At 60.3% G+C, this 15766-nt stretch carries 13 protein-coding genes and 1 tRNA gene; 1 reads left to right on the top strand and 13 read right to left on the bottom strand.

Features of this window, described 5'->3' with window-relative positions:
* Positions 1–348 precede the first annotated feature (348 nt).
* Positions 349–759 carry a helix-turn-helix domain-containing protein gene (locus tag GWK36_RS13515; RefSeq protein WP_166271869.1) on the top strand — a complete coding sequence of 137 codons (411 nt, stop codon included), beginning with the start codon at positions 349–351 and terminating at the stop codon, positions 757–759.
* A gap of 1 nt (position 760) precedes the next feature.
* Here the strand turns inward: GWK36_RS13515 and GWK36_RS13510 are convergent.
* From GWK36_RS13510 to GWK36_RS13450, 13 genes are all read right to left on the bottom strand, one after another.
* Positions 761–837: transfer RNA gene (locus GWK36_RS13510), tRNA-Arg, on the bottom strand.
* A 66-nt stretch (positions 838–903) separates the two neighbouring features.
* Positions 904–1527 (bottom strand): dephospho-CoA kinase, encoded by a 624-nt coding sequence (gene coaE, locus GWK36_RS13505; protein ID WP_246237585.1) that lies wholly within the window; start codon positions 1525–1527, stop codon positions 904–906.
* A gap of 12 nt (positions 1528–1539) precedes the next feature.
* Positions 1540–2415, bottom strand: coding sequence for a prepilin peptidase (locus GWK36_RS13500; protein ID WP_166271867.1), 876 nt, complete (start codon positions 2413–2415; stop codon positions 1540–1542).
* Positions 2416–2456: 41 nt separating this feature from the next.
* The gene (locus GWK36_RS13495) at positions 2457–3704 is read right to left on the bottom strand and encodes a type II secretion system F family protein (protein ID WP_166271865.1); all 1248 of its coding nucleotides are present in this window, start codon (positions 3702–3704) and stop codon (positions 2457–2459) included.
* A 15-nt stretch (positions 3705–3719) separates the two neighbouring features.
* Complete coding sequence (gene pilB / locus GWK36_RS13490; protein WP_166271863.1) at positions 3720–5435, bottom strand: type IV-A pilus assembly ATPase PilB; 1716 nt, start codon at positions 5433–5435, stop codon at positions 3720–3722.
* Positions 5436–5471: 36 nt separating this feature from the next.
* The gene (locus tag GWK36_RS13485; RefSeq protein WP_166271861.1) at positions 5472–6305 is read right to left on the bottom strand and encodes a LabA-like NYN domain-containing protein; all 834 of its coding nucleotides are present in this window, start codon (positions 6303–6305) and stop codon (positions 5472–5474) included.
* A gap of 154 nt (positions 6306–6459) precedes the next feature.
* Positions 6460–8406, bottom strand: coding sequence for an acetate--CoA ligase (acs, locus tag GWK36_RS13480; protein ID WP_166271859.1), 1947 nt, complete (start codon positions 8404–8406; stop codon positions 6460–6462).
* A 132-nt stretch (positions 8407–8538) separates the two neighbouring features.
* Positions 8539–9216 carry an exonuclease domain-containing protein gene (locus GWK36_RS13475; RefSeq protein WP_166271857.1) on the bottom strand — a complete coding sequence of 226 codons (678 nt, stop codon included), beginning with the start codon at positions 9214–9216 and terminating at the stop codon, positions 8539–8541.
* Complete coding sequence (locus tag GWK36_RS13470; RefSeq protein WP_166271855.1) at positions 9204–10562, bottom strand: glycosyltransferase; 1359 nt, start codon at positions 10560–10562, stop codon at positions 9204–9206. Before GWK36_RS13470 ends, GWK36_RS13475 begins: the two co-directional genes overlap by 13 nt.
* A complete protein-coding gene (locus GWK36_RS13465) occupies positions 10559–12139 on the bottom strand; it encodes a class I SAM-dependent methyltransferase (protein WP_166271853.1) in 1581 nt (526 codons plus the stop codon). The genes GWK36_RS13470 and GWK36_RS13465 overlap by 4 nt, the downstream gene beginning before the upstream one ends.
* Positions 12140–12197: 58 nt before the next feature.
* Entirely contained in the window at positions 12198–14063 is a 1866-nt protein-coding gene (locus GWK36_RS13460; protein WP_166271851.1) for a putative nucleotidyltransferase substrate binding domain-containing protein, read from the bottom strand.
* A 356-nt stretch (positions 14064–14419) separates the two neighbouring features.
* Positions 14420–15298, bottom strand: coding sequence for an SDR family NAD(P)-dependent oxidoreductase (locus tag GWK36_RS13455; RefSeq protein WP_166271849.1), 879 nt, complete (start codon positions 15296–15298; stop codon positions 14420–14422).
* A 12-nt stretch (positions 15299–15310) separates the two neighbouring features.
* Positions 15311–15766 carry a hypothetical protein gene (locus GWK36_RS13450; RefSeq protein WP_166271847.1) on the bottom strand — a complete coding sequence of 152 codons (456 nt, stop codon included), beginning with the start codon at positions 15764–15766 and terminating at the stop codon, positions 15311–15313.

The following is a 15766-nucleotide window of genomic DNA, read 5'->3' as shown; positions in this document are numbered from 1 at the left end:
GACGCGCCGCGAGGAAATCCGTCATGAAATCGCCGATCAACTCAGCGAGCCTGCGCTGGTTGTCTTTCCGATACAGGAAAGGGAGAAAAGGGGATGGTCAACGTCTTTTTGTAAGGATTACAGCTCATTATTGATAAGAAACACATGCTTTTGAAATTGAGTGAGCTGTCCTGATGTCGTGGGCATGGAAAGACGAGACATGAGATTGCTGTCGTTTGCGGCGCGCGAAGAGCGGCGGCGTAGCTGGACGTATGAAGCGATAGGCGCGCAGAGGGGATTGTTGGGCGCAGGGGTGTTCGACATCTGCAAAGGCTATGGGCGCGAAGGGGCTCAAGAGCTCAAGGAAAGGTGGGTGAGAAGCGGGCGCTGTTGGCGGAGCAGGACGCCCAGATACGCAAGCTCATGTGCGACGGGACACCGGATCAGCTGAAGCTGCCGTTTGCGCTGTGGAGCCGGCAGGCGGTGCGGCAGTTGATCCTCGGCTGTTTTGGCATCGAGCTCAGGCCGCAGGGGGAGGGCAAGTACATGGTGCGCTGGGGATTGACGCCCCAGAAACCGATTCGGCGCGCCTATGAGCAAAGCCCGCCGGCGGGCAAGACGTGGCTTGAGGAGACCTACCCGGACATTGCCCGGCGCGCTTGTCCTTGGGCCCCTTCGCGCGCCGCAAACGACAGCAATCTCATGTCTCGTCTTTCCATGCCCACGACATCAGGACAGCTCACTCAATTTCAAAAGCATGTGTTTCTTGTCAAGAAGTGAATGGCGCGCCCGGAGAGATTCGAACTCCCGACCACCTGGTTCGTAGCCAGGTACTCTATCCAACTGAGCTACGGGCGCTTGGTTAAGCTAAAGCAGCGTTAAGTCTGAAGATTATCCTTGGCTGATCGCCCTTTTGTCAATGGGTTACGCGCCGGCAAGCCGCAGATATTGCGCATGCAACCGCTGGATCTGAGGCTCAAGATCTTGCGGGGCGCCGCTATTGTCGATCAGGTCATGGGCGCGCGCGATGCGTTCATGGCGCGGGAGCTGGACGGCGATGATTCTTTGCACCTCCTCTGCGCTTAGACCGCTGCGGGCCATCACCCGCGCGACCTGGATGGTCTCGGGGACATCGACGACGAGCACGCGGTCGGCATGGCGTTCCTGGCCGGTCTCGAAGAGCAAGGGGATCACCAGGAGGACATAGTCGGCGTTCAGGGACTGGAGCCGCTCGAGCATGACCCGCTCGATCATGGGATGCAGGATCGCCTCCAGCCGTCGGCGTGCCTCTGGATCAGCAAAAACGATCCGGCGCAGGCAAGCGCGATCAAGCCATCCCTCTGCGCTCAGGATCATAGGACCAAAGGCAGCCAGGATCGGCGCGATGGCTGGTCCTTGGGGTGTGGTTAGTTCATGGGCGATCGCATCGGTATCGATGACGCCGGCGCCAAGCTCGGCAAAGCCCTGGGCGACCGTGCTCTTGCCGCTGCCGATCCCGCCGGTCAAGGCGACTGTATAGGGGCGGATGCGCTCAGGTCCGTTTGGCACAGGACGTTGGGTCTATCCAGCCAAGCCGCTGAGCTGCAGATAGGCGACATTGATCGCATCGCCCCACATCAGACTGATCCAACCGGCAGCAGCGAGATAAGGGCCAAAGGGCAGGGGGCGCCCCGCCTCATGACGGCGCATCAGGATCAGGAGGCTGCCGGTCAGGGCACCGACCACTGCAGAGAGCAAAAGGATCTGCGGCAGATACTGCCACCCCAGCCAGGCCCCAAGCATCGCCAAGAGCTTAAAGTCCCCATAGCCCATCCCCTCCCTGCCGGTGGTCAGGCGAAACAGCTGAAAGACCGTCCACAGGCTGAGATAACCGGCGACCGCCCCGATGATCGCCGAATGACTGTCGGCAAAAACCCCAAATAGGCTCAAGATCAGGCCCAGCCAGAGCATGGGTTGGGTGATGGCATCGGGCAGGAGCTGGGTATCGAGGTCGATGGCAGCGAGCGCGATCAGGGTCCAGGTCAGGATCAGGGCCGCTGCGCCTGGCCAGGTCGGTCCGAATGCCCAAACGACGATCAGGGTCAGGAGTGCGGTCAACCCCTCAATCAGCGGATAGCGGATCCCAATCGGTGAGCTGCAGGCCGAACAGCGCCCGCGCAACATGAGATAGCTGAGGATCGGGATGTTCTCATGGATGCGGATGCGATGGCCGCAATGGGGACAGGTCGAAGGCGGATAGGCCAGGCTGAGTGGGGGGGCAGGTCCTTCGGCTGCGAGTCCCAAGAGTTCTGCACATTCGCGCCGCCAGCCTGCGTCCAGGATCCGCGGCAGACGCCAGATGACGACATTGAGAAAACTGCCGACGATCAGGCCCAGGAGCAGGCCCAGGGCACCAAGCAGCACAGGATGGATGTCCAGCAATTCGATCCAGCTCATTACAGATACTGTCGGGGCGGAATCTCCGCCCCCGAGGGTTTTTAAACGACGGCGGCGAGCTTGAAGATCGGTAGATACATAGCGATCACCAGGCTGCCGACCAGACTGCCGATGACCACCATGATCAGGGGTTCGAGCAGGCTGCTTAAGCTATCGACAGCGTTGTCCACCTGTTCTTCATAAAAATCGGCGACCTTACCGAGCATCGCGTCGAGCGCGCCTGACTCCTCGCCGATTGCGGTCATCTGAATGACCATGTGCGGGAAGAGTTCGTGTTGACGCATGGTCAATTGCAGGGATTGGCCCGTCGCCACCCCTTCGCGCATCTTGAGCACCGCCTCCTGATAGACGGCGTTGCCCGTCGCCCCAGCCACCGATTGCAGGGCCTCAACCAGGGGCACGCCGGCAGCGAACATGGTCGAGAGGGTGCGGGCAAAGCGGGCGATCGCGGCTTTATTCAGGATCGGGCCGATGACCGGGATCTTGAGGCTTAAGCGATCGATCGCTTCACGCAGGCGGCGGGAGCGCTTATAGGCCGACCCAAAGGCATAGGCCGCGATCCCCAAGACACCAAGGATGGCCCACCACCATTGGCGTACAATATCCGACAGCCCTAAGACCATGAGGGTGAAGGCGGGGAGATCAGCGCCAAAGCTGGAAAAGAGCTCCTTAAACTGGGGGATAACAAAGATCAAAAGGACTGCGCTAACGCCGATGGCGACCACGATGACCGCCGCCGGATAAAAGAGGGCCTTTTTGATCTTGCCCTTGATCGATTCGGTCTTTTCCTTGTAGGTCGCGATCTTGTCGAGCAGGACATCGAGCACACCCGCCTGCTCGCCGGCGGCGACCAGACTACAAACCAAGTCATCGAAATAGAGCGGATATTTGGATAGGGCTACGGAAAGGGCGGTGCCGCTCTCGATGTCCTGCTTGATCGACAGGATGATGTCCTGCATCCGCGGGTTTTCGTGTCCGCGCCCGACGATATCGAATGCCTGGACCATGGGGACACCTGCCGCCATCATGGTGGCAAGCTGACGAGTGAAAACCGCAAGGTCCTGCCCCGTGATCTTTTTTTTGCCACCGCTAAAGAGCGGCTTGGGTTTGAGCTTGACCTTGAGCGGAGTGACCCCTTGCCGGCGCAGGTCGGTGCGCACGGCAGCGATGTCGGGGGCGCGGATCTCGCCTTTGAGTCGGGCGCCGCGCCGATCGGTGCCCTCCCACACAAAGATGTTTGCCTGATCGCTCTTGGGGGTGGGTTTGGCCTTGGTCACAGCGACGGCCATAACAGATACTCCTCATTAGTCCCGAGTGACGCGGTTGACCTCTTCAAGGCTGGTGATCCCGGCCTTGACCTTGCGCAGACCAGATTGGCGTAAATCTGAGATCCCTTCCCGCCTGGCTTGATTGGCGAGCTGGAGCGAATTGCCCCCCTCCATGATCAGACGGGCGGTCGCCTCTGAGATCGGCATGACCTGAAAGATACCGATGCGTCCGCGGTAGCCCTTGTTGCACTTTTCGCAGCCGACGGGTCCATAGACGGTAAATCCCTGATTGATCTCCTCCTCAGTGAAGCCTTCCTCGAGCATGGCGGCGCGCGGGAGATCGAGGGGCTGGCGGCAATGGATGCACAGCCGGCGCACCAGGCGCTGGGCCATGATCAACAATACCGAAGAGGCGATGTTGAATGGTGGCACCCCCATGTTGGCCAGACGCGTCAGGGTTTGGGGGGCATCGTTGGTATGGAGGGTCGAGAGCACTAGGTGACCGGTCTGGGCGGCCTTGACCGCGATCTCGGCGGTCTCGAGATCACGGATCTCGCCGACCATGATGACATCGGGATCTTGACGTAAGAAGGCGCGCAGGGCCTCGGCGAAGGTAAGCCCGCTCTTGGGATTGAGATTGACCTGATTGATCCCTGCGACCTGGATCTCGACGGGGTCCTCGACCGTCGAGATATTGATCTCGGGTTTATTGAGGATATTGAGGGCGGTATAGAGCGAGACGGTCTTGCCTGAGCCGGTGGGACCAGTGACCAGGATCATGCCGTATGGTTTTTGGATGGCCTTGAGGAAATTCTCGCGTTGTTCAGGCTCAAAGCCCAGGGCGTCGATCCCCACCTGGGCCGCACTCGAGTCCAGGATCCGCAGTACCACCTTTTCGCCATAGAGGGTCGGCAAGGTATTGACCCGGAAATCGATGTCGCGCGTACGGCTGACCTTGAGCTTGATGCGACCATCCTGGGGGACCCGGCGCTCGGCGATATTCATGCGCGACATGACCTTCAGGCGTGAGACCAGACGGCCAGCGATATTGAGCGGCGGGTTGGCGACCTCACGCAGCAGCCCATCCTGGCGGAAGCGGATGCGGAAGAACTTCTCAAACGGCTCGAAATGGATATCCGAGGCGCCAGAGGTGATGGCATCCACCAGGATCTTGTTGACATAGCGGACGATGGGGGCCTCATCGATATTGGCATCCAGGTTCTCGGTATCCTCATCGTCGCCGCCCTCGATCTGCAGCTTTTCCAGATCGGCATCAGCGAAGTCGCCGATCAGTGAGGTATCCTGGGCATGGAGCGTCTTATCGATGGCAGCGCCCAGCTTGTGGTCCTCGACGATGATGGGTTCGGTGATCAGACCGGTATTGAACCGGATCTCTTCGATCGCCTGCTCATTGGTAGGGTCGGACAGCGCCAGGAATAGTCGGTTGCCGCGGCGCATCAGCGGCAGAGCGCGATGTTTGGTGATCAGGCGCTCATCGACCAGGTTCATAGGCATGAGTCCAGGATCGAAGGCATCCAGATCGAGTAGGGGGACGCCGAACTCATGCGAGGCCAGGACCGCGATGCGCCGCGGCTCAAGGATATTTTCGGTGACCAGGTGTTGGACGAAGGTGCGTCCCTTGGCGCGCGCCTCTTGATAGGCGGCGTGCATCTGGGACTCGGAGATGAGCTGCTCCTTGACCAGTCGCCAGGCCAGCCCAGAGGGTTTGAAGGTGGCTTGATCCTTGGCCATTGCAGATCACCCCCGTCGTTTCAAGTCACCCAGAGACTATCGATTGACCGAGAATGCCAGACGCACATTATTAGCCACCAGTCCATTGTCCTTTTGCTCGCTTTCCTGGATATAGAACTCGAGTGCGGTCTCGCGATTCATCAGGAGCTCCTCGGTGACCTCGTCAGCCAGCTCATTGGCATGGCAGAAGACGCTGACATAGGGCGAATCGGACTCGCGCGGGTCGGTGACCCACAGATTGGGCGAGATCTGGTTCATAAAGCGCAAAAAGCCATAGCCCTTGTCGGGGAACCATTTGGTGCAGACCCCGCGCACGCATGAACCTGGTTTACCCCATTCATTGCGCGGTTCATAGGAGATCGGTAAGAGATCTGGGATGAGGAAGCCCGAATAAAAGGCATCGACCCGCTGTTGCAACAGGCGCGAGACGTTTTTGAAACCGATCAATTCGACCCGACAGCCGGCGTTTTGCAGGGCCTCGACGACCTGCAAGAAATCGCCATCGCCCGTGACCAGGAGGACCTGATCGAGCCGATTGGCCTGGAGCATGGCATCCACCGCCATATCCAGGTCAGAGTTGGCCTTGGTGGTGACGTTGCCCGATTCATCGGTATAACGGCGCACGGTCTTGGCGGTGATCTTCCAGCCGAAGTCGCGCACCATCTGCTGATAGGCATGGGTCTTTTTGCGGTATTCGACATCCTCGCGCGCGCGCTCGGCGTCGAAGGCCATATAAGTATTCAGACGTTGTAAGACGCCGCCGTTGCGGGCGGCAAAGCGGCGCAAGACGTCATAACGCATCTGATAGCCGCCGTTGTAACGGATGTTCTCGGCATCGACGAACACGCCGACTCGAACGGATGTAGACAAGCGTAAACCTCTTGAATAGATATGTTTTGCCAGACAGCGCCTCGTGCGCCCTTAATATAAAGATCATCACCACGCCTCCCTGCGATCCTGCTTTCTCCCCGGCATCTGTTTAAACAGGGGTCCGGCCTGGACCACCCAAGCCGGACCGGGCGGTTTATTTGATCGCTCGGTTCTCGATCAGGTCATCGACCACACTGGGATCGGCGAGCGTCGATGTGTCGCCCAGGTTATCGAGCTCATTGGCCGCGATCTTGCGCAGGATGCGACGCATGATCTTGCCCGAGCGGGTCTTGGGCAGCCCCGGCGCCCACTGGATGATGTCAATGGTCGCAATCGGGCCGATCTCACCGCGCACTAAGGCGATCAGCTCCTTCTTCAGGGCATCGGTTGGCTCGACCCCGGCCATGAGCGTGACATAGGCATAGATCCCCTGTCCCTTGATCTCGTGCGGATACCCGACCACAGCTGCCTCTGCGACATGGGGATGGAGCACCAAGGCCGATTCGATCTCAGCGGTCCCTAGGCGATGGCCAGACACATTCAGCACATCATCGATGCGTCCAGTGATCCAATAATAGCCATCGGCATCGCGCCGCGCCCCATCGCCGGTGAAATAATAGCCCGGATATTGTTTGAAATAGGTATCGATGAAGCGCTGGTGGTCTCCAAAGACGGTGCGCATCTGACCGGGCCAGGGGCGGGTGATGACCAGGGCGCCTTTGCCTGGACCCTTGATCAGGGCGCCGGTACTGGCATCGACCAGGGCCGGCACAATGCCGAAGAAGGGGCGGGTGGCCGAGCCGGGCTTGAGCGGAGTGGCCCCAGGCAGCGGAGTGATCAGGTGGCCGCCGGTCTCGGTCTGCCACCAGGTATCGACGATCGGGCAGCGCCCCTCGCCGACCACGTGATAATACCACTCCCAGGCCTCGGGATTGATCGGCTCACCCACCGAGCCCAGGATACGCAACGACTGGCGCGAGGTCTTTTTGACCGGCTCGTCGCCGGCGCGCATCAGCGAGCGGATAGCAGTGGGGGCAGTATAGAAGATGGCCACCTGGTGCTTGTCCACCACCTGCCAGAAGCGCGACATATCTGGATAGTTAGGGACCCCCTCGAACATCAGCGAGATCGCCCCATTGGCGAGCGGGCCATAGACGATATAGGTATGGCCGGTGACCCAGCCGACATCGGCGGTGCACCAATAGACCTCACCATCCTGGTAGTCAAAGGTATATCTGTGTGTCATAGCGGCATAGACCAGATAGCCGCCGCTGGTATGGAGCACGCCCTTGGGTTTGCCGGTCGAGCCCGAGGTATAGAGGATGAACAAGGGGTCCTCGGCATCCATCTCCTCAGGCGGGCAGTCGATTGATGCTGCGCCCACGAGCTCGTGATACCAATAATCCCGCCCCTCGACCCAGTCGATCGCTCCGCCAGTGCGCTTGACCACGATCACGGTCTCGACATTGGGGGTCTCGCGCAAGGCGATGTCGGCGTTCTTTTTCAATGGGACATGGCGTCCACCGCGCACCCCCTCGTCGGCGGTGATCAGCAGCTTGCATTCCGAATCGAGTACCCGGTCGCGCAGCGAGTCCGGCGAAAAGCCCCCGAACACCACCGAATGGATAGCCCCGATGCGAGCGCAGGCGAGCATCGCCACCGCCGCCTCGGGGATCATCGGCAGATAGATACACACCCGATCACCCTTCTGGACCCCGCGCGCTTTGAGCGCATTGGCCAGACGACAGACCTCGGCATGCAACTCGCGATAGGTGAGCTTGCGGTCTTCATTGGGGTCATCCCCTTCCCAGATGATCGCCACTTGATCGCCGCGGGTTTCCAAATGCCGGTCGAGACAGTTGTAAGAGACATTGAGCTTGCCACCGCTAAACCATTGGATATGAAGGTCATCGGCACGGTAGCTATAGTCCATGACCGAATCCCATTTGCGGCTCCAGGTGACAAAGCGCTCGGCCTGTTCGGCCCAAAAATCGGCTGGATCCTCGATCGATCGCTGATATATCGCTGCATATTGCTCGGCGTTGATATGGGCCTTGGCAGCGATCGCCGCTGGAACCGGATAGAGCTTGTCTGCGGACATGGGCGCTCCTCGATCTTCTTCTATATTTAGGGCTGATGTTCAAAAAAACCGCCTGGACCTTGAGGCGGCAGGACTGAGAGGCGCGATGAATATAAACCCTTGGGTAATAGCCAAGCTAGCGACCCAAGCCGGTCAACACAAAAATTCGGCCAGACGCACTCCCCGCCCATCGTCGCGATAGGCCGCCTGAGCCAGGAAGAGTTCGGCGGCGGTGATTGCGTCGCTTAAGGCATTGTGGGCGCTGTGACGCGGCAGGTTATACCGGCTGGCCAGTGCATGTAGACGTAGATCCGCAGGCTTATAGGGGAGCTGGCGCCGGTCTAGGGCACGCTGGGCCAATAGCTGTGTATCGATGAGCCGGACCACCAATCCCTGACCCCAGAGTCGTTGACAGGCAGCAGATAAAAAACCCAGTTCGATCGCGGCGTGATGGGCGATCAATACCCGTCCGGCGAGTGCCCCCAAGAGCTCGCCAAGGACCTCCTCCAAAGGCAGGCCGCTGGCGGCCTGGTCATCGGTGATCTGGTGGATCACGGCGCTGGTCTCGGGGATGGCGCGATCAACCCGTACCAGGTGATGGCGGGCGCTGGCGAGGAGGATCTCCGGCCCATATAGGGCGACATAGCCGACACTGAGGATCGCATCCTTGCGTGGGTCTAGTCCTGTGGTCTCCAGATCGACCGCCAAATACTCGACGCTACGGTAATCGGCGCGCGGGTTGGGGAAGGAGCGGGCGAGATAATCCCGCAATGGGCTGGGCGGTGCGAGGCGGTGGTGCCAGCGTCGCGACCAATCGATCAGGATCGGCATGCCAATGCTCGGCAGTCTGGTGAGATCATGCGCGCCGTCTCTATACCTCTGACCTGCCATTCTACGGCTGAGCAAGTGCCAGCCTGGCGCAACCCCTCCACCCAGGCGATCTGCTGCGGCAGACAGACCCGCTTGAGGTCATAGTGCCCCTGTACAAAGGCGCGGGCGTTTTCGCCCAGACGTTGGCGCATCATCGGGTTATCGAGCAGGGCGCACACCGCATCGACAAGCCCCTGTCGATCGAAAAAATCCACCAGCCAGCCGGTCTCTTGGTGGTGGATCACCTCGCTGACTGGCGGGGTCTGACTTGCCACGATCGTGCAACCCGCGCTCATCGCCTCGATGAGGCTCCACGAAAGCACAAAGGGATAGGTGAGATAGACATGGACGGTCGTCAGCTGCAACAGGGCGATGAACTGGGGATAGGGGAGGTTGCCTAAAAAATGCACCCGCACCCAATCGGGGTCCGGGATCGAGGGCCTGACCTCAGCGGTGAAGATCTCGCGCCAGGTCTTAAGCCCCTTGTAGTGCGTCAGATCGGGCGCTGCACCATAACTCGTTCCCTGTCCCCCCACGATCAATACCCGCGCGTGGGGTCGGCGGGCCAAGAGCTCAGGCAGGGCGCGCATGAAGACATGAAAGCCGCGATAGGGCTCGAGGTTGCGGTTGACGAAGGTGATCACCTCATCGGCACGGGTCAGTTGCCGGGTCTCACCTGCGCCTGTCTTCAGGGTCAGGCTCACCCCTGGGTTGGGGCTGACCGTCTTGGTGTCGATCCCGTCGTGGATGATAACGATTCGACTGCGAAAGGGTTCGGGAAAGGTGCCCGCCTGCCAGCGGGTGGGGAAGAGACCGGTGTCGGCGATGGCAAAATGCAGGAGGTTATTGATGTTCTTCAACCGCAGGCAACAGCCCTCTGCCTCGGGATCGGCGGAGGGAAATTCGGGGTCGAAGCCGACATCAGCGCCCTTCGGGTGATAAAAGAACTCGCAATAGATCCCCAGCTGCGCCTTCGGCCAGAGCTCTTTGAGAAACAGGCTCTCCCCCCAGCCGGAGTGGGCGATGATCGCGTCTGGCTTAAATCCCTGCTCGCGCAAGCGGCGCGCAGCGCGAAAACAGGCCTCGGCGCGGATCACCTTGGTCTCGAGATCGGCGATCCAGGGGTGGACGCTCGAGCTGGTGCCGCGGTCGGCCTGATAAGGGATCGCCCCAACCCCCGGCCAGTCCTGCACCTGGCCGCCTTCTTGCAGCCGCAGCGCCAAGACCCGATGGCCGCGTTGGGCCAAGGCGGGGGCCGGATGTTTGAACTGGCCGGGGAAGTTTTGGTGGATGAACAGGAGATTCATATCACCCCTAAACGCTGCCAGGTAGGGAAAGTCCGCTCGATGAATACAGTGGCCAGCTCCTGGGCCCGCGGCAGCATTGTCTCGCGGCTGGTGAGTGACTGACCCTCATGGATGAGACCGCGTCCCAGGCTTGAGAGACGATCCACCCAAAGGCCGGCCAGCTGTTGGGCATTGACCTTGGGGTTGGCGAGATACAGCCCGCAGAGCATCAGATCGACGTCCGAGACCATCAGGACCCAGGGGAGTGCTGAGGCGATGACATGGCGGTAAGGGCCCCCAGCGAGCACGGCATTGAAGATCGTGCGGTTCAATGATTTGGCAGGCTTGTCCGATTTGACCTCGTGCACGAGTGCAATATGCCCTGCATGCAGCATCAAACCGACCGCCTTTAAGACATCTCCCAGGGTGAGATTGGCCGCAGGCGTTGCTCCAGTGGCAGGGGTGCCGACCGGCACGTGCATCAGCTCAGCGATGGTCTTGGGACCAGCGGCAACGGCCTCATACAGCGGGCCATAGACCTCGGGCTTGCCCTGGATCTCACCCAGGCTGGTATTGAACTGATAGGGGTTTTGACCCTCTGCTTTGGGTTGGGGACGATTTAAAAGCACACAGCGCCGATTCAGGATCGCCTGCCGCTGATCCTCGAGCCACAGCGGTGTTTGACCCTTGATCCAGAGATCACGGCGGAAGGACTGATTGATCAATACATCGAACATGGTTTCGCGTATGATCGGGTCTTCGTATTGATTGAGGATCGCCCGCCAATCGGGCAGCAACATCACCGGCAGATACCAATCGCCGGCTGCGGCAGTCCCCAGATAGGTGAGCTTGTGGGGTGACATCTCGGCGGCAAGTTCATCGAACCAAAAGGCCGTCCATTCTTCATGGAGATATTCATTGACCAGATAGCTGCGGTCGTGTTTGGCTAATTGCCCGATCCGCGCCCTCATCGCCGGCAGCACACGGCACATAGCCGCATTGACCTGAATCATCGTCTCAAAGCGGGCTCGACCGAGTTCGATGGCCTTAAGGCTCGAGAGTCCCTCGCGTGTCTGCCAAAGCCTTAAAAGATGCTGTACCGGCAGGGTCGAAAGCCACCCCGGCAGGGTGTTGTATGAAAAATAGCCCAGTGCGCCTGGCAGTAAGGCTGCGTCCAAACAGGCATACAGTCCATCGCGGGCCGTACGCCCGATCCAGGAGAGGATCCCGTGCGCCGAGGCATACTGGAATCGACCAAGCTCAGCAGGCCAGGCCCTGCCGAGCTCGACGAAGTTGCCCTCGATGAATCGCACATTGTGAAGACCAGCGGTGTGCGCCAGCCTTTGCGCATGGGCGATATGTTGTGGATTGAAATCGATTCCGACGAATTCGATCTGGGGGTGACAGGCGGCGATCAAACAGAGATTCAAGCCTTGCCCACATCCCAATTCGAGATAGCGCAATTGATCCCCCGCCCATAGGCTAGGTGGGGCAGCGCCTTTGATGAGTGCGCAGAGGTCGAGCCAGCTTGGATCCTGTTCCCGATAATAGCCATAGGTATAGCCAAGGTCTGTGTTATAGCCGAGGTTCCAAGTCATTGAGAAGATTTCCAGGTTGACAAGAAAAAGTAGGGTACGCGATGCGCCCGTATGGTTTTTAGGTAAACCGCCCCGTCTGATAACGCTGACCAAGTGCCTCTTGCATGGTATTAATCAGGACAAAGGCGTCTTTGAGATGCCGGCGTTCGAGCGGTGAGAGGGCATCGGGGGAGAGGAAATTATCCGGCGGTTTACCTTGGCGCAATTGATCGGTTTGGTGACGCATACGCAGGGTGGCGATGAGTTCAAGGGCATCGATGAGATCGGCGGCCCCATCGCGGCTCAAGGCGCCGCGCTCGGCGGCGGTCTGCAGGCGCTCGGCTGTATTGTTTTCACGGATTCCCGTTGAAAGGGCATAGACCCGTGCCAGATCGATGATCGGGATGAGTCCACGGTGTTTGATGTCGAAGGTATGATCGTGCTCGCCGCCTTGGATCAGGACGATGTTGCGGAAAAACCCAAGGGGCGGGCGATGCTTGAGCGCATTGGCGGCCATATAGGCGATGAAGATCCGATTGGCGCGCGATTTCTCGATGATCCGCTCATGAAGTTCCTCGCACAGCCCCTGGGGGTCGCGCAAGGCGCGCATATCGAAAAAGACACTTGCAAGCATCAGGGCCATGGGCTCGGGTTTGAGGATCCAGTCCGAAAAATATCTATTCCAGATCTTGAATGTCTGACGCCATTTGGGGTTGCTCGCCATGACCTCGCCCGGGCAGCGCGCAAAGCCACAGGCATGCAGCCCTTCGTTCACGAATTGGGCAAATTCCGCAAAATAGGGCTCATCCTCTGGCTTGAGGACATCGGCAAGCAATAGGGCGTTGTCTTGGTCTGAATAGACCGATTGCTCGCGCCTGGCCTGTGACCCGCCCAACAGCCAGGCATAGGGCACGGGGGGAGCACCGAACTGGGATTCGGCGAGTTCGAGCAGGCGGAGGGTGATGGCATCGGTGATGGCGCTGATCGCCTGGCCTACCTGGGTGGCGGTAGCGCCGCTCAGAATGAGCTGGACCTGAAGTTCAGCGATCCGGCTGCTGATCTGGGCCAGGGTCGTCATCGAATCGGCCCGCTGGATGTCGCTGACCAGATAGATCGCATTGGCGCTTTGCAGACGGGTGAAATCGGTCGATGAGATCAGCCCGATCACCCGCCCGTCCTCTATCACCGGCAGATGATGGATATTGAGCCGGGTCATGGTGAGCAGGGCCTGAAAGCCCAGGGTATCCGCATCGACCGTGGTCAGGCGCTCGGTCATGATCGCGCGCACCGGCTGATCCGTGGAGAGCCCAGCGGCGATACAGCGGCTGCGCAGGTCGCGGTCGGTGATCATCCCCACCAGATGCTCGCCATCCATGATCAGGAGGGATGAGACATGGTGCTCCGACATCAGGTGCGCTGCCTCGCGGATACTGGTCTGCGGCGCAGCGGCGATCGGCGGGTGGCGGATCATGTCGCGCACCCGCACTGTCATCAGCCCATTGCCGATACTGGGCGATTCGACCACCACATCGAGCGCCCTGCGCAGGCGACGCGCCGTCGATTGCTCGAAATGTTCGGCAAAGTTTGGGCAACTGGCGCGTAGCTGTGCGAGCTCGGCACAAGGCAGGGCATAGGCCAGGGTGTCCTCCGCAGTATGTCCCTGGAGGGGCGAGGGGTCCTGGTCCTGGCGGCAATACTGTTCGCAGAGATCGCCTTCAGCGAGCTTGCCGACCAGCTCCCCCCGCCCGTTGCGTAATTCCACCGCCCCGCGACGCAGGACATATAGGCAGGGCGGGTCAGAACGTTCGGGCGGGAAGGGCTGGCCCCGCCGGATATAACGCACCCGCAGATTGCGTGCCAGGCGCGCCAGGGTTTCATCCGGCAATTGATCGAAGGGCGGATGTGCGGCTAGAAACTCTTGGATCTCGATCAGTTCGACATCCATCGCGATTGTTCTCGGGTTGGCGTAAGGGACGTCGCCCTCGGCGGATGGCGGGGTGTTGCCCGGCCTTGCGGGGATATTGAATCACGAAATCAGGCGCTGTGTGGCCAAGTCCTCTTTGGGGCTAAAGGCCATGCAACGTCCACGCAGCCGTTGCATCACGCCCAGACGGGTTGTCCATACCGGCGCAGTCTAGGGAAGATATTCAAGCACCAGGACACCTGCGTTCGCCGATGTGACTGGCCTTTTTGAGCCACTCACCGGCCTGCATGAACCGTCATTCCAGCGCAGGCTGGGAAGCGCATGGATTGCACAGCGGCTTTTGCTGGGGTGCTGTAGATCAGGAGATGAGCCGGTTACTAGGTCGCAACGGATGCAACTTGGAGGTATGAGATCTCGCTCAGCCCTGCCAGCGCAAGGCTCAGCTCCCAGACCCGTCGGTTCATCTCGGGGTCGCGCGCCTGGAGGGGGGCGGGGATCGGGCGGCCATTCCAGAGATAGGCGCCGTTGAGTCCCTGGAGGCTCGGGTCGAAGACCAGGCGCAAGACCCCGCGCGCGGCCTGCTCGGGTCGCGGCAAGGCCCAGCCGATCAGCCGATCGACCGCCTGCCAAAAGAACCCTTGGCCGCCATCGGTCTTGCCGAGGTTGGAGCGAAAGACCCCGGGAAAGACACAATTGACCCGCACACCCGTGCCTTCGAGCCTGCGTGCCAGCTCAAAGGTGCAATGGAGCATGCCGAGCTTGGACTGACCATAGGCGGCAAGCATGCGGTAGGGGCGCCGCTCCCAGTTCCAATCCTCGAGGTCCAGGGCGGTATCGATGCGGGTGCCGACCTGGATGACCTGGGCCGGGGCGCTCGCCTTGAGCCGGTCGAGCACAAGCAGGATCAAGAGAAAGGGGGCGAGGTGATTGACCGTCAGGGCGCATTCGATCCTCTCCGGGCTTAGATGCCGTTTGCGAAAGGCGGTACCGGCGTTGTTGATCAGGAGATGTAGCTCATCAAAGCGTCCCAAAACCGCCTCGGCCAGGCTGTGGACCTGTTGTTGGCTCACCAGATCGGCGATGAACAATTCAAGCGCATCGTTGCCGGTCGCAGCGCGGATCTGTTCGAGCGCGGCTTGACCGCGTTTGGGATCTCGCGCCACCAGACCTAGCCGCCAACCGGCCTGGGCGAGCGCCTGAGCGAGGGCATAGCCGAGTCCGGAATTGGCGCCGGTGATCAGTGCGGTTTGGGACATCGGCGGTATCTCCTACTCGAATCTCCGAGATCGCCGCGGGTGATAACGCGCGATCGCCCTCAGGATCAGCGGGGAGGGCAGGGCGGCGAATGAACCGAATCGATCCAGGGCTGACCCGAGCAAGGCGCTGATGTCCAGGATCGGCGCAGTCTCTGATATCTGTGGGTTTAGAATTGTGCGTAGACCGCGCAGCCCGCCGATCTGGACGCGCAGGGCCTGGTTATGAGGCAGAGCCTCTTGGGGATCGAGCGCTTTCAGGGCAAAGCGGGACTGTTCTTTGAGCGACTTCAATAGATCGAGACAAGGCACCCGGGCCTGGTCTGAGGCGCATTGCACACCCTGGCGCTCCCCGATACACAGATGCTGGGCCTGGGTACATCCGGCGCTGCCGCTTAGGATCGCCTGCTCGAACGGGCAGGGTCGCTCATTGAGAGCGGCGTAGGTTTCGCGCCAGGCCTCGCTGTCCAT

The sequence above is a fragment of the Caldichromatium japonicum genome (assembly GCF_011290485.1).
Taxonomy (GTDB): Bacteria; Pseudomonadota; Gammaproteobacteria; order Chromatiales; family Chromatiaceae; genus Thermochromatium; species Thermochromatium japonicum.
Note: the sequence above shows the minus strand (reverse complement) of the source record. Positions and strands in the feature narration are given on the sequence as shown.

Coding starts and splice junctions, on each gene's coding strand:
- GWK36_RS13465 (WP_166271853.1), bottom strand. CDS start 12,139: ATGACTTGGAACCTCGGCTATAACACAGACCTTGGCTATACCTATGGC.
- GWK36_RS13460 (WP_166271851.1), bottom strand. CDS start 14,063: ATGGATGTCGAACTGATCGAGATCCAAGAGTTTCTAGCCGCACATCCG.
- GWK36_RS13475 (WP_166271857.1), bottom strand. CDS start 9,216: ATGCCGATCCTGATCGATTGGTCGCGACGCTGGCACCACCGCCTCGCA.
- acs (WP_166271859.1), bottom strand. CDS start 8,406: ATGTCCGCAGACAAGCTCTATCCGGTTCCAGCGGCGATCGCTGCCAAG.
- GWK36_RS13500 (WP_166271867.1), bottom strand. CDS start 2,415: ATGAGCTGGATCGAATTGCTGGACATCCATCCTGTGCTGCTTGGTGCC.
- GWK36_RS13470 (WP_166271855.1), bottom strand. CDS start 10,562: ATGAATCTCCTGTTCATCCACCAAAACTTCCCCGGCCAGTTCAAACAT.
- pilB (WP_166271863.1), bottom strand. CDS start 5,435: ATGGCCAAGGATCAAGCCACCTTCAAACCCTCTGGGCTGGCCTGGCGA.
- GWK36_RS13455 (WP_166271849.1), bottom strand. CDS start 15,298: ATGTCCCAAACCGCACTGATCACCGGCGCCAATTCCGGACTCGGCTAT.
- GWK36_RS13450 (WP_166271847.1), bottom strand. CDS start 15,766: ATGGACAGCGAGGCCTGGCGCGAAACCTACGCCGCTCTCAATGAGCGA.
- GWK36_RS13495 (WP_166271865.1), bottom strand. CDS start 3,704: ATGGCCGTCGCTGTGACCAAGGCCAAACCCACCCCCAAGAGCGATCAG.